Annotated in this window: 19 protein-coding genes; all 19 read left to right on the top strand. The window is 54.1% G+C overall.

What is annotated here, in order from left to right:
- On the top strand, positions 1-861 hold an 861-nt coding region (locus HMPREF9166_RS06205), incomplete at its 5' end, for an ATP-binding protein (protein WP_009753134.1).
- Between the two features lie 2 nt (positions 862-863).
- The gene (locus tag HMPREF9166_RS06200) at positions 864-1,187 is read left to right on the top strand and encodes a DUF4406 domain-containing protein (protein WP_009753133.1); all 324 of its coding nucleotides are present in this window, start codon (positions 864-866) and stop codon (positions 1,185-1,187) included.
- 5 nt (positions 1,188-1,192) lie between these two features.
- Positions 1,193-1,510: a dATP/dGTP diphosphohydrolase domain-containing protein gene (locus HMPREF9166_RS06195; RefSeq protein ID WP_009753132.1), complete on the top strand. Its 318-nt coding sequence runs from the start codon at positions 1,193-1,195 to the stop codon at positions 1,508-1,510.
- A 109-nt stretch (positions 1,511-1,619) separates the two neighbouring features.
- Positions 1,620-1,994: a YopX family protein gene (locus HMPREF9166_RS06190; RefSeq protein ID WP_039981119.1), complete on the top strand. Its 375-nt coding sequence runs from the start codon at positions 1,620-1,622 to the stop codon at positions 1,992-1,994.
- Positions 1,978-2,463 (top strand): class I SAM-dependent methyltransferase, encoded by a 486-nt coding sequence (locus HMPREF9166_RS06185; protein WP_039981116.1) that lies wholly within the window; start codon positions 1,978-1,980, stop codon positions 2,461-2,463. Before HMPREF9166_RS06190 ends, HMPREF9166_RS06185 begins: the two co-directional genes overlap by 17 nt.
- Positions 2,460-2,861 carry a single-stranded DNA-binding protein gene (locus HMPREF9166_RS06180; RefSeq protein ID WP_009753129.1) on the top strand — a complete coding sequence of 134 codons (402 nt, stop codon included), beginning with the start codon at positions 2,460-2,462 and terminating at the stop codon, positions 2,859-2,861. Before HMPREF9166_RS06185 ends, HMPREF9166_RS06180 begins: the two co-directional genes overlap by 4 nt.
- Positions 2,858-3,280, top strand: a complete 423-nt coding sequence (locus HMPREF9166_RS06175) for a RusA family crossover junction endodeoxyribonuclease (RefSeq protein WP_009753128.1) — start codon at positions 2,858-2,860, stop codon at positions 3,278-3,280. Before HMPREF9166_RS06180 ends, HMPREF9166_RS06175 begins: the two co-directional genes overlap by 4 nt.
- Before the next feature lie 145 nt (positions 3,281-3,425).
- A complete protein-coding gene (locus tag HMPREF9166_RS06170) occupies positions 3,426-3,935 on the top strand; it encodes a hypothetical protein (RefSeq protein ID WP_009753127.1) in 510 nt (169 codons plus the stop codon).
- A 236-nt stretch (positions 3,936-4,171) separates the two neighbouring features.
- Positions 4,172-4,930: a phage minor head protein gene (locus HMPREF9166_RS06160; RefSeq protein WP_009753125.1), complete on the top strand. Its 759-nt coding sequence runs from the start codon at positions 4,172-4,174 to the stop codon at positions 4,928-4,930.
- Between the two features lie 92 nt (positions 4,931-5,022).
- On the top strand, positions 5,023-5,286 hold the full coding sequence (locus HMPREF9166_RS06155; RefSeq protein WP_009753124.1) for a hypothetical protein: 264 nt from the start codon (positions 5,023-5,025) through the stop codon (positions 5,284-5,286).
- A gap of 121 nt (positions 5,287-5,407) precedes the next feature.
- A complete protein-coding gene (locus HMPREF9166_RS06150; protein WP_050749700.1) occupies positions 5,408-6,130 on the top strand; it encodes a BRO family protein in 723 nt (240 codons plus the stop codon).
- 2 nt (positions 6,131-6,132) lie between these two features.
- Positions 6,133-6,321: a hypothetical protein gene (locus HMPREF9166_RS06145; RefSeq protein ID WP_009753122.1), complete on the top strand. Its 189-nt coding sequence runs from the start codon at positions 6,133-6,135 to the stop codon at positions 6,319-6,321.
- Between the two features lie 79 nt (positions 6,322-6,400).
- Positions 6,401-6,865, top strand: coding sequence for a hypothetical protein (locus HMPREF9166_RS12945; protein ID WP_009753121.1), 465 nt, complete (start codon positions 6,401-6,403; stop codon positions 6,863-6,865).
- Entirely contained in the window at positions 6,865-8,115 is a 1,251-nt protein-coding gene (locus tag HMPREF9166_RS06135; protein WP_009753120.1) for a PBSX family phage terminase large subunit, read from the top strand. The genes HMPREF9166_RS12945 and HMPREF9166_RS06135 overlap by 1 nt, the downstream gene beginning before the upstream one ends.
- The gene (locus HMPREF9166_RS06130; RefSeq protein WP_039981114.1) at positions 8,112-9,962 is read left to right on the top strand and encodes a DUF1073 domain-containing protein; all 1,851 of its coding nucleotides are present in this window, start codon (positions 8,112-8,114) and stop codon (positions 9,960-9,962) included. The genes HMPREF9166_RS06135 and HMPREF9166_RS06130 overlap by 4 nt, the downstream gene beginning before the upstream one ends.
- Complete coding sequence (locus HMPREF9166_RS13285; RefSeq protein ID WP_071586079.1) at positions 9,946-10,152, top strand: CPCC family cysteine-rich protein; 207 nt, start codon at positions 9,946-9,948, stop codon at positions 10,150-10,152. The genes HMPREF9166_RS06130 and HMPREF9166_RS13285 overlap by 17 nt, the downstream gene beginning before the upstream one ends.
- 68 nt (positions 10,153-10,220) lie before the next feature.
- On the top strand, positions 10,221-10,541 hold the full coding sequence (locus HMPREF9166_RS06125; protein ID WP_009753118.1) for a YjcQ family protein: 321 nt from the start codon (positions 10,221-10,223) through the stop codon (positions 10,539-10,541).
- Positions 10,542-10,614: 73 nt separating this feature from the next.
- Positions 10,615-11,481 (top strand): phage minor head protein, encoded by an 867-nt coding sequence (locus tag HMPREF9166_RS06120; RefSeq protein ID WP_039981113.1) that lies wholly within the window; start codon positions 10,615-10,617, stop codon positions 11,479-11,481.
- Position 11,482: 1 nt separating this feature from the next.
- The gene (locus HMPREF9166_RS06115) at positions 11,483-11,992 is read left to right on the top strand and encodes a hypothetical protein (protein ID WP_254655014.1); all 510 of its coding nucleotides are present in this window, start codon (positions 11,483-11,485) and stop codon (positions 11,990-11,992) included.
- Positions 11,993-12,014: the final 22 nt, after the last annotated feature.

The raw sequence follows: 12,014 nt of genomic DNA, 5'->3' as shown, positions 1-12,014 counted from the left end.
GCCCGTATGATCTGGGCGGCACGTCCGAAGAGGGCGGAGATTCTGCGGACGATTGGAGCACCGCGAGAGACGATCCGTACGCCGCAGGGGCTTCTTCTGGCGGCACAGGTGGCAGAGACCAAGAGAGCGCATGATGCCGCGTGCGCAGGGTGCCCGTACACCGTGGACACCTGCCATGAGTGCCGCTACAACGGGGCAGCGTTCCGCGACGAGAGATTCCGCAACCCGCTCCTTTCCTGCATCCCGCCATGTGCCAAGTACAAGACGCAGCAGACGCAGAAATGGATCACGCGGCTCATGGGAGACGGCGGTGTCGGCGAGAGGTTCAGGTCACGCAGCTTCGCCACGTTTCGGGCGACGCCTGCAACTAAGCCGGCGGTTGACCTTTGCAAGCGGTTTTGCGCGGCGATAAAGCGCGATCCCAAAGTCCCAGGACTACTGCTCAAGGGCAGCTGCGGGACAGGAAAGACGCATCTGGCCGTCTCCATCCTACGTGAGACGGCAGAGGCGGGCATCCCGGGAATGTTCGTGGTAGTCCCCGACCTGATCGCGAAGATGCTGGCGAGTTTTGACGCGAAGGACGGCAAGGCGGGGGCTCTCGTCGAGACGGCAAAGAGCGTGCCGCTCCTGGTTCTCGACGATCTCGGCGCGGAGAACCCCAAGCCGTGGGTAGTGGAGCTGGTATACGTGCTCATCAACCATCGGTACGAGCACATGCTCCCGACGATCATCACGACCAACTACGACGGCAAAGAGCTGGACGCCGTATTCGGCCGGCGGATCGTAAGCCGCCTCACGGAAATGACCGTGCCCGTGAACATTCGGGCGGAGGATTATCGCATGAGAGGAGTGACAGCATAATCATGCACTATCTGTCCCATCCGTTCAGCGGGGACGAGGAGAATAACAGAGCAGCGGCAGAGGCAATCCAGAGAGAGCTGCAGGAGCGGTATCCGCGCGTCCTTTACGTCAATCCACTTGCTAAATTCAAGGCATTGACGGGGATGACTTACGGAAAAATCATGGACTATTGCCTTGAGCTTTTGATGCGGTGCGATGGTGTCACAATGGCAGGGAACTACCGAGCCAGTACAGGATGCATAATCGAACTCACCTGTGCGCGGCACAACGGCATCCCCGTGTTCTTCTACGATGCAGAAAAGCATGAGTACGTCGAGGAGATGTGAGAAAAATGGAAGAACAGAAATATCCGCAGGATGAGGAGAAAAACGAGTACCGGTACATTTCGCCGTCTTGGTTTGATGAAATAGCACGTGGTCTGACTGCGGGCGCAGCGAAACATCCGGGTGAAACGTGGCGAACCATCCCATCGGACGAACACCTTTCCCGTGCGATGCGTCACATCAACCTCTACCGAATGGGGGATAGGACTGAACCGCATATCATAAACGCGAGTATGCGCTTGATGATGGCGTTTTGCACTGCGAAGAACGAGGAGGTAATGGACACGCTCGGATTGAGCTATGAGAGAGAGGAAGCGGAATGCTGAACTTTTGGGATTTCATGGCTATTGCTGCCGTTTTGGTTTTTGGATGGCTCACAGTGGACAGCGTAGCGAATGTGATTCGAGATATTTATACGAGCAGGAGGGACTAGAGATGCGTGAGATCAAATTCAGGGCGTGGGATAGCGCAAAAAAGATCATGCGTAGTGTTGCAAATATCTATACTCACAGTCGCAGCGTTTTTGTGTTGGTTCGTGAAGCGGCGGGCGGTCCGCCTGAGCTTATAAGGACCGAGTGTCTTATGCAGTACATCGGCGCGAAGGACAAGAACGGCGTCGAGATTTACGAGGGCGACATTCTCCTCGACGACTTCGCAGAAGAGTATTACATCGTGAAATTCTTCGATGGTGCATTTATCGCTGAGTATGATGGAGTCATTTACGATTTGGCGGATGTTGCTCTCATAACGGCTGTGGTCGGCAACATCTACGAGAATCCGGAGTTGGTGAGCAATGAAACAGATACTTGATGCATGCTGCGGCTCTCGGATGTTCTGGTTCGACAAGAAAAACCCGCATGTGGAGTTCTGCGACAATCGGGAAGTCCCATATCATGAGTTCTACCCGAACCGTTATATCGAGGTTTGTCCGAATACGGTATGCGATTTTCGTGCGCTGCCATTCGAGAGCTCGAGTTTTTATCTTGTAGTGTTTGACCCGCCGCACCTTACGAATGCAGGGCCGACATCGTGGACGCGGCTCAAGTATGGGTGTCTTGACAAGGATTGGCCGCAGGTGCTGCATGATGGATTCTGGGAATGCATGCGTGTACTGAAACCATATGGAACGCTCGTGTTCAAGTGGAGCAATGTGGAGATTCCGTTGCGTAAGGTGCTGGCGGCGATAGGTGCGACGCCGCTTTTTGGGCATCGTAGCGGAAAGAACATGAACACGCATTGGATGTGCTTTATGAAATTTCCGGAGGAGGAACACAAATGAATCACTGGGTAGGAATCGGACGCCTGACACGCGATCCAGAGGTGCGATACACACAGAGCGGAAAGGCGTGTGCGAGATTCACGCTGGCGATTGACCGCCGAAAGAGCTCGGACGGCAACCAACAGGCGGACTTCATCCCCTGCGTCGCGTGGGAGAAGACCGCCGAGGTAATCAGCCAGTACACGGGGAAGGGACGTAAGATCGCCGTCGAGGGGCGCATCCAGACGCGCAGCTACGATGCTCAGGATGGAAGCAAGCGCTATGTGACGGAGGTTGTCGTCCAGAGCATGGAGTTCTGCGACAGTAAAAGCAGCGGTACAAGTCCCGCTGCACCGCCGGAGCAGCAGGATATGTTTGATGGGAGCAGAGCGGTCTCCGACTCTGATATACCGTTTTGAGCACCTATACCGCCGTCGTCCTCGGTGATCCGGTCGCGCAGGGGCGTCCGCGATTCTCGCGGCAGGGCGGATTCGTCAAGGCGTATGACCCTGCAAAGAGCCGTGACTACAAGAGCTACGTGCGGATGATCGCAGCGCAGCACGCCCCAGATTCACCCGTAGAGGGGGCAATCGAGTTCTCCCTACGTATCTATCGCGCTATCCCCAAAGGGATGCCAAAATACAAGCGTGAGGCGGCGAAGGCAGGGACATTGCGGCCAATAACGAAGCCCGACGTGTCGAACGTCCTGAAGGGCGTGGAGGACGCACTCAAGGGCGTGTGGTACAAGGACGACAGCCAGATCGTCGGATTCGGAGTGCTCGGGAAATGGTACGATGAGCGACCGAGGATTGAGATCATGATGCGGGAGCTGGAGTAATCAACGGAGTAGGATACAAGGAGCGCGGAGCGATTCGCGCTCTCTATCTCGCTCGCTTACTTGCATTTTTTAGGGAAAACTGTCAATTTACTTTCAACACCATATACGCAGGTGAATATTCTGTAAAATTAGCGGAGGATAGCAGGTGCACAGTTACAACGATTACGAAAAGACGGTATACGGGTATCTACGGAACTATCACCAGTTCAAGGGGCAGCTTGCCAACCTCCGCATCGAGATCGAAGGCGTGGAAGAGCAGATACGCAGCATCGGGGATGCAAAGATATCGAAATACGGCGACGCACCCATCGGAGGGTACGATGAGTTATCCGAGGTCGAGCGTGCCGTCGTCCGACGCATGAAGCTCGAAGAGCGTCTGCCGATCCTGCGCGAGAACTACATCCGCATCCAGACGCTCCTGCGGCGGATTGACAACGCGCTCCAGCTGATGAGCGATGCACACCGCGCGATCCTCTGTAGGAAGTTCGTGGACGGGGAGCGGTGGTATCAGGTGTCACAGGCGACAGGCTACAGCGAGCGCAGCTGTCAGTACCTCGCCCGGGAGGCGATCACGATGCTCACAAAGACGCTGTTCCCAGAAGCCGTGGAGGGTCAGCGCAGCCTTGACTTCGTGTTTCTGGAAAACTGTGGATAACTTGAAGCCTAAAATCTTTGCGCGTTTTTTGCGCATTTTTTGCGAGATTTTTGCGCACTTTCTGCGCGTTTTTCGCCGGCAAACGTGGTATGATGGTAATGTCGAAAATTGCATAGAGCGCAAGCAGTCCTCGCCGTATCAGTGGAGGGCTTTTTTGATTGAGTTTATGTCTATCATCGAGTAATATAAGATTGGAGCAATAAAAGCAGTCTATGAGAGAAAGGCGGCACCGCACGATGATAGACATAATGGGGATCATCAAAAAAATAACCTCGACCTATGGGCGAGGCAAAACAATGTATGATGCTCTACAAAAAGAGATGCAAGGAGAAACGGGCGCACGTGTGTCCTCCCTTGCCCGGCCAGCCCCATATCTTTTGACAATACTCTCTGCAGAGGATGCCAACAATATAGCACTTTACGTCATGCAGGAGAACCAAAAAGGACGCAGGGCTGAATCTATTGCGAAAGACCTTGAGAAAATGCTTCCTGCCCATGCAAAAAATAAAGCTCTTTTGATTGCACGAACGCAAGCGTCTATTGCAGACACAGCTTTGATGCAGGCGCGAGCGGAAAAAATGGGGCTTCATTGGTACGTTTGGAGGGCGTGCGGAGGCAGAAAAGGTGATGGGAAGACAAGGGATAGCCACCGTAAAATGAGTGGGATTGTTGTTAATTGGAACGACCCACCCGCGCCAGAAACATTATTTCCGTCAACGAATGCGGAGGATTATGGACACTACCACGCGGGCTGTTGCCCGCTCTGTCGCTGCTATGCCGAAACTGTCGTGGATGAAGATTTGCTAAAGTACCCCGTGAAAGTTCACATCGGCGGTAAAATCTATAAAATGACGAAAAAAGAGTTTTGTAAAATCATAAATAACTCGCTTGCAAATAAAAATATAACTGCTAGAAAAGGGCTTTTGAGTGTTATTACAGGACGGCTAGTTAAATTTGTCTCATCATCACTACAAAAGAAAATTTGGGGAGAATAGAAAATCTAGAGCAACCCTAAAATAACCTGAAAACAACTCCTTGACAACTTTGTAATATGCGTGTATTATGTTTTGCGAAAGGAGGCGATCGTATGGATGTTTCGGCAAGTGAACTGGAACGGCAGATTGTTCAGCTTGAGGAGATCAGGGTCGTCATTCGTTGCCCGCGCAGTCAACTTTTTCCCGAATACCCTTATCAAAGGAAGGCTGCGGGCAATGCAAGCGTAGCGGAGTGGCTTGAATCACGCATTAAGCCTCTTGTTGAAGGCTTTGAAGTCGATGTCATCAAGGGAGATGGTACAGCTCCGCACGGCAGAACATTACTTGAAACAGTTCGTGAGAGCTATCGAGAGTGATGTAAACAAAAAGCACCCCCCCCGTGTTTGGCGACAGTCGAGGGGTGCTCGTCGTACAACCCCGAAGGGATTGATGGCTTCATTCTATCATCTTTTCGGGAAAAAAGAAAGGATGAATAACATGAGCGAAGTTATTACGATTGGCAACGTGAGTGGTTACGTTGCCAAAGATGGTAGCGCATGGCTGAACGCTGAAGATGTGGCACGCGGATGGGGCTTTACTCAGACGAAGAATGGAACGGAGTACGTTCGTTGGGAAACGGTGAACGGCTATCTCAAAGGATTTGGATTTTCCCAACTTGTTGGGAAAGATGATTTCCTCCCTGAGAACATGGTCTACCGCCTCGGATTCAAGGCGAACAATGACGTCGCACAGGCATTTCAAGCAAAGCTTGCTGATGAGGTTTTGCCCGCCATCCGCAAGACAGGCGGATACAACGTGAAGCATGACGATGCCCTTCAGTCCAAGCGTGTGGAAATCATGGAGCGCAATGCTCGCACCCGTGCGGCGAACCTCCTCCTCAAGATTGCAGAGCGCACGAACATCCCCGAATACAAAGCCGTATGCAACGCGAAAGCCGCCGAGATGGTTACAGGTGAGCTGATTCTCCCGTTGCCAGTCGCCGAGCGTCGGACTTACTCGGCGACGGAGATCGGCGCGATGTTCGGCGTTTCGGCAAACAAGATCGGCAAGTTGGCGAATATGCACAAACTCAAAGTACCCGAGTACGCGAAGCTGTTCTACAGCAAGTCAGAGCACAGTGTCAAAGAAGTTGAGACGTGGCGTTACTATGATAGTGTCGTTCCCGTCTTTGAGAAGATTTTTGGACGGGAGGCGGTGTAGTCATGACAATGGAGCAGCTTGCTATGCGTCACGCCGTTCCGAGTGAGCCTGTTCGAGATATGATTGCTTGGCTGATGGCGCGTCACCTTGCCGTAGGAGACGTCTTGATTACGGGCATTATCATTTACCACTACGGTTTTATCATGGGCAAACGTGCAGACCGTGCCCGCCGCAAGTACGGAAAGAAGTAGACAACAATTTCACAATGAACCCGCTCATTCTGGGCGGGTTTTCTTATGCCAATATCAAGGGAGGTGGTGAGCGTGTAGCATGGCAAACGAAGAGAATCTGAAGCCTGTGACTAAACGAAGCAAGAGTGAAGCAAGAGAACTCAGCAAAAAAGGAGGAATCGAGAGCGGAAAATCCCGCCGCCGCAAGAAAGCACTGCGTACCGCCCTAAAGGAGACTGTCGCGCTCTCACTAAAGGAACTGCATCCCGACCTCCGCGCGGGAATCATGGGGGCGGCTGAGATTGAGGACGAAGAGCTGACGGTTGCAGACGCGATTCTCGGCAGCATTGTTCGCGCTGCGTGTGCGGGTGACCCGAAGATGATGAAGATTCTCCTTGACACCATCGGAGACAGTGCCGACATCCGCCTCAAAGAACGCGATGTAAAACTCAGGGAGAAAGCCGCCGTGCTTGCAAATGGAGAATCGAACAAACCCAAGGAGCAGTCCACAATGATGCAACTCGTAGATTCTCTGCAAAAGGCGCGTGAGAGGAGAACGAAGTAATGGAGTTTCGCGACTGGGGCGTAAAGGCGCTGGACTTCATCGAGAAGCCCATTGAGGAGGACGCCTTCATCAACATCCTCGAGGGCAGCGTCCGCAGCGGCAAGACCGTCGCCATGATTCCGAAGTGGCTGAACTACATCATGACGGGGCCGCCCGGGCTTCTGCTCATGACTGGTGTGTCCAAGGACACGATCTATGATAACGTGCTGAACGACCTGTTCGACACCATCGGCGAGGAGAACTACCACTACAACAGACAAAGCGGATCGCTGGACGTATTCTGGCGGGACGCAGACGGCGAGCACATGCGACGCATCAAGGTTGTCGGCGCGAAGGATGAGGGCTCGGAGAAATTCATTCGTGGCAAGACCCTCGCAGGGGCGTACTGCGATGAGTTGACGTTGATGCCGGAGCGATTCTTCAAGCAGCTCCTCAACCGTCTCAGTGTCCCGGGCGCGAAGCTCTACAGTACAACAAATCCAGATTCACCGATGCACTACCTCTACAAGGAGTACGTCACAAGCGAGCAGAAGCTCCGCGACGGTCTCGTGAGCGTGGTGCATTTTGAGCTCGACGACAATCCGAATCTCACGGACGATTACAAGACGAACATCCGCAGTTCGTACTCCGGAATGTGGTTTAAGCGGATGATCCTAGGGCTCTGGGTGCTCGCAGAGGGCATCATCTATGACATGTTCAGCGACGAACTGCTATTTGATGACGCAGAGTTCACGAACACGCTGCGGAGCACCTGCAGGCGTTATATCGCCTGCGATTACGGCACAAAGAATCCGATGGTCTTTCTCGACATTTACGACGACGGGGAGACGATCTGGATCCCGAATCTCTACTACTGGGACAGCCGTAAGAAGCAGCGCCAGAAGACCGACGCTCAGTATGCGGACGCCCTCGAAAAGATGGTCGGCGAGGAGTACCCAGACTTTATCGTCATTGACCCTTCGGCAGCGAGCTTCAAGCTCGAATGCCAGGGGCGCGGATTCCGTGTCAAGGATGCGGACAACAGCGTCAACGACGGTATTCGCGAGGTTGCGAAGCTCCTGACGAAGAAGAAAATCCGCATCCATCGTAAGAACTGCCAGCCGATGATTGACGAGTTCCAAAGCTACGTCTGGGATGAGCGAGCGGCGCGTAATGGAGAAGAAAAGCCCGTCAAACAGGCGGATCACGCGATGGACGCGTTACGTTATTATGTCCACACCATGCTGCCGAAATGGAGGAGGAGAGAATGAGCAAAAAGAAAAAGCCGGCCGTACGGCAGCAGAGAACGAACGATTCTTTTCAGAATCCGATGACACGCACGGGTGTGTTCATGCCGAATCCGCTGGAGACGACGGAGTATCAGTTGACACGGTTCACGCGGAACTGGCAGACGATCAACGCGCTCTATCGCTCCCATTGGATCGTGCGCCGCATCATCGACGTTATCCCGGAGGACATGATCAAGAACGGGTACCACATCCTGACGCAGCTCTCTCCCGACCAGATCAAAAAGATTGTGCGCTGTGACCGCACAACGCGTACCAGCCGCCGCATCCTCGAGGGGCTGAAATGGGGGAGGCTCTACGGCGGCGCAGGGGCACTCATCATGATCGAGGGACACGAAAACCAACTGGATCAGCCGCTGGACTACGATCTGGTAATGCCAGGATCGTACAAGGGGCTTCTCGTCCTTGACCGTTGGTCTGGGGTCACGCCGGAGGATAAGCTCGTCAGCGATATTTCAGATCCTGAGTTTGGAATGCCGGAGTATTACACCGTTTCTAGCGATGCGCTGACTGTTGGTATCCGCGTGCATCACAGCCGCATCATCCGATTCATGGGGCGGCCGCTTCCGTACCTCGAACAGCTCGCAGAGACCTACTGGGGCGCATCCGAGCTCGAACACGTCATCGACGAGCTCAAGAAGCGCGACAACGTCAGCTGGAACATCGCCATGCTGACATTTATGGCGAATCTCCGTGTCATGAAGATGGACGGGATGAGCCAGATACTCGGCACCGGGAATGAGCAGGCGCAGATGCAGCTCTACAACACCATTCAAGGAATGAACGCCATGATGAACAACAACAGTCTGCAGGTGCTAGGCGAGAACGACAGTTATGAGACGCACCAGTACACCTTCGGCGGCATCGGTGAGACCTACGACCGATTCATGATGGATGTCGCAGGCGCAGCGGAGACCCCTGTGACTAAGCTCTTCGGGCGCAGCCCTGCGGGAATGAACGCCACGGGCGAGAGCGACATGCAGAACTATTACGACACCATCGAGGAAAAGCAGGAGGCTGATCTTCGCCCGGTGTACGATAAGATTCTGCCGATTATGTTCATATCGACGCTCGGGGGCATTCCCGACGACTGGGACTATGAGTTCAATCCCATTCGTCGTCCGCGTGACGATGAGATGGCAGATCTCGCCTCCAAGAACACGGACAGCGTAACGAAGGCATTCCAAGCCGGCATGGTCAGCCAGCGCACGGCACTCAAAGAGCTGCGTCAGCAGTCCGAGATGACGGGCATGTGGAGCAATATCACTGACGAGGACATCGAGAAGGCTGACGATTCGGTAATGCAGCCCGATGAAGGCATGAGCGATCTGATGAATGGAGCGTTCGGCGGTGGAGAACCGCAGCAGACGACTGATGCGAAGTGGGAGGAAGAGAAGCATCCACGGCGGGCCGATGGGCGATTCGGTGAGGGCTCGACAAACGCAGAAAAAAGTGATAGTGTAACACCGAGCCCCAGCGGGGCGAACCGCCTGCAAGTGCGCGGATTTGCCAGTCGGCAGAAGCTGATGAACCACTGGAAGAACGGCAGGACACATCAAGACGAATACCCAGGCTTCACAATGGAGCAATACGTCGAGAGAGCGGTGAGCCTTGCAGAAATGCCGACGGGTGGGGACATCCTCGGGCACATCGACAAGGACGGAATCATTGTGCGGTATGACCGCAAGGAAAACGATTTCGTTAAGGCGAGTGTCAGAAAGGGAATTCTGACAATGTTCAAGCCAACAGCGGGAGAGAAATATTATCAATCGATGAGAGAGGGGGATTTGAAAAATGGTGGAAAACAATGAAATCCTAGTGCCTTGCCCTTGCTGCGGAGAAGGAAAGGTGGAAAGCGGACACCAGTATGATGTATGTATGGTGTGCCACTGGGAAGATGACCCTTTGCAATTTGAACACCCAGACTACAAAGGAGGGGCGAATCAGATGTCCCTCAATGAGGCACGTGAAGCCCATAAGCGTGGAGAAAAAACGAAGTAGGGGGTAGCATGGAGGAAAGAGCTAAGTGCCCTGTGTGCGGGAAATTCGAGTTCTAGGAGGATGCAGCGATGGATAACGTACGCATCATCTACCGAATCCTTAAGACCCTCGAGGTGAGCATGGATGCAGAGGAGTTCGACCGCCGCGCCATCTCCGCTGAGACATTGCGCGTATCGGAGCAAAGACTTCTGTCCATCCTACGAATGCTTGTCGAGGCAGGACTGATTGAGGGCGTCCATATCGACGTTGATGCGGCGGGGAACTTTATGGTCAGTGAATCCCGTCCGCGCCTTACGTTAAAGGGACTGGAATATCTCAACGAGAACGGCCTCATGCAGAGAGCCATGAAGATGGCGAAGGGGATAAAAGACAGTATCCCAGGAATATGAATCAAACGGTGCGATGACCGCTTACACAAATGTGTGGGCGGTTTTTTGATACCCATTTTGAGGAGGGGTGCATGTGAACCAGCCGCTATGGATGCCGAAGCGCAGGATTGAGGTGGCGTTTCGCAGAGCACTTCTCGACATGGCGAAGGGAATCGTCTCGCGTGTCGGCGAAACAAGCGACCCGCAGCTTATTGTCGCGACGCTCGAGCACATCGCGCGGACCCCCGACTTCATCCGTCTCTCGGAGGCAATCGCCATGAAGATGGTGACAGGGTTATTCGACGATACGGCGCGAACGTGGCGCGAGGCGGCGCGAAACAGTGGCAAGGGCAGAGAGATATACCAAATCCTGAAAAAGGAGCTCCAGGGGGCACGTGGGGCGCGAATACGAGCACTTGTGCAGCAGAACGCAGACCTTATCAGCACACTGCCGAAGAACATCGCCGCTGACGTGGCGTCCTACGTTGATCGAGAGGCGATGAAGGGGCGCAGGGCGTCGGACATCGCCGATGAGATTGTCCGGATGTTTCCCGACGACACGACGGCGCGGGCGCAGCTGATCGCACGGACGCAGGTGTCCATGACGCAGACGAACATCGTACGGGCACGCGCAGAAGACCTAGGGCTCCATTGGTATGTGTGGCGGGCATGCGGAGGAAATAACGGCGATGGCAGGACGCGATCCAGCCACCGCCACATGAGTGGTGTGCTGGTGCGCTGGAGCGACCCGCCCGCGCCCGAGGATTTGTTCCCTCTGCGCCGCGTGGATGGAACGCCGTACAAGAACATGCTCGGGCACTACCACGCAGGGCAGTGTCCAAATTGCCGGTGCTACCCGGAGCCTGTGGTTGATTTGGATTTACTGAATTTCCCGATGCGGGTGTATCGCGACGGGAACATTGAGCGTATGTCTAGGAAGCGGTTTGAAGGAGGATTCTGATGTGGCAAACAAACTAAAGCGCATCGCTATCGGGCTGATGGCACTTTCCATGCGCATGGATGCCTACGCCATGCACAAGGGGCTGACGATGGACGCCGCACATCCGAAAGACCCCGACCCCAAGAACTGGCGCACGATTAACGGCTCGAAGGTGCACTTGACGGAGGGAAAGATCGACGGCGGTGCTGGCGAGAAGTTCACCGGCAAGGAGTGGACGGGAAAGACAAAGCATGAGTTCACGCCGAAGGAGAAGCCTAAGCCCGCACCAAAGAAAAAGGGGACAGAGGCAGAAAAGCTCATGTCCTATATCAACGAGCAGGTGGGCGTCGATTTGTCAGAACACCGCAATACAAAGCGTGAGAAACGTGGGGAGGTCATTGTCAAATGGGATGACCTTACGCGCAACCAGCAGAACAGTATAAAGGAGTTGGCGAACAAATACGGGCGGTTTGAGCTTGTGGAATGTGGCGGCTGGGGAATGCAGCTGAAGCCCAAAAAGGAAAACTCTTAAATAACCCGCTCATTCTGGGCGG

This window comes from Selenomonas sp. oral taxon 149 str. 67H29BP, from assembly GCF_000146365.1.
In the GTDB taxonomy this organism is placed as follows: domain Bacteria; phylum Bacillota; class Negativicutes; order Selenomonadales; family Selenomonadaceae; genus Centipeda; species Centipeda felix.
Note: the sequence above shows the minus strand (reverse complement) of the source record. Positions and strands in the feature narration are given on the sequence as shown.

Coding starts and splice junctions, on each gene's coding strand:
- HMPREF9166_RS06155 (WP_009753124.1), top strand. CDS start 5,023: ATGGATGTTTCGGCAAGTGAACTGGAACGGCAGATTGTTCAGCTTGAG.
- HMPREF9166_RS06185 (WP_039981116.1), top strand. CDS start 1,978: ATGAAACAGATACTTGATGCATGCTGCGGCTCTCGGATGTTCTGGTTC.
- HMPREF9166_RS12945 (WP_009753121.1), top strand. CDS start 6,401: ATGGCAAACGAAGAGAATCTGAAGCCTGTGACTAAACGAAGCAAGAGT.
- HMPREF9166_RS06200 (WP_009753133.1), top strand. CDS start 864: ATGCACTATCTGTCCCATCCGTTCAGCGGGGACGAGGAGAATAACAGA.
- HMPREF9166_RS06180 (WP_009753129.1), top strand. CDS start 2,460: ATGAATCACTGGGTAGGAATCGGACGCCTGACACGCGATCCAGAGGTG.
- HMPREF9166_RS06160 (WP_009753125.1), top strand. CDS start 4,172: ATGATAGACATAATGGGGATCATCAAAAAAATAACCTCGACCTATGGG.
- HMPREF9166_RS06125 (WP_009753118.1), top strand. CDS start 10,221: ATGGATAACGTACGCATCATCTACCGAATCCTTAAGACCCTCGAGGTG.
- HMPREF9166_RS13285 (WP_071586079.1), top strand. CDS start 9,946: ATGGTGGAAAACAATGAAATCCTAGTGCCTTGCCCTTGCTGCGGAGAA.
- HMPREF9166_RS06145 (WP_009753122.1), top strand. CDS start 6,133: ATGACAATGGAGCAGCTTGCTATGCGTCACGCCGTTCCGAGTGAGCCT.
- HMPREF9166_RS06150 (WP_050749700.1), top strand. CDS start 5,408: ATGAGCGAAGTTATTACGATTGGCAACGTGAGTGGTTACGTTGCCAAA.
- HMPREF9166_RS06135 (WP_009753120.1), top strand. CDS start 6,865: ATGGAGTTTCGCGACTGGGGCGTAAAGGCGCTGGACTTCATCGAGAAG.
- HMPREF9166_RS06130 (WP_039981114.1), top strand. CDS start 8,112: ATGAGCAAAAAGAAAAAGCCGGCCGTACGGCAGCAGAGAACGAACGAT.
- HMPREF9166_RS06195 (WP_009753132.1), top strand. CDS start 1,193: ATGGAAGAACAGAAATATCCGCAGGATGAGGAGAAAAACGAGTACCGG.
- HMPREF9166_RS06190 (WP_039981119.1), top strand. CDS start 1,620: ATGCGTGAGATCAAATTCAGGGCGTGGGATAGCGCAAAAAAGATCATG.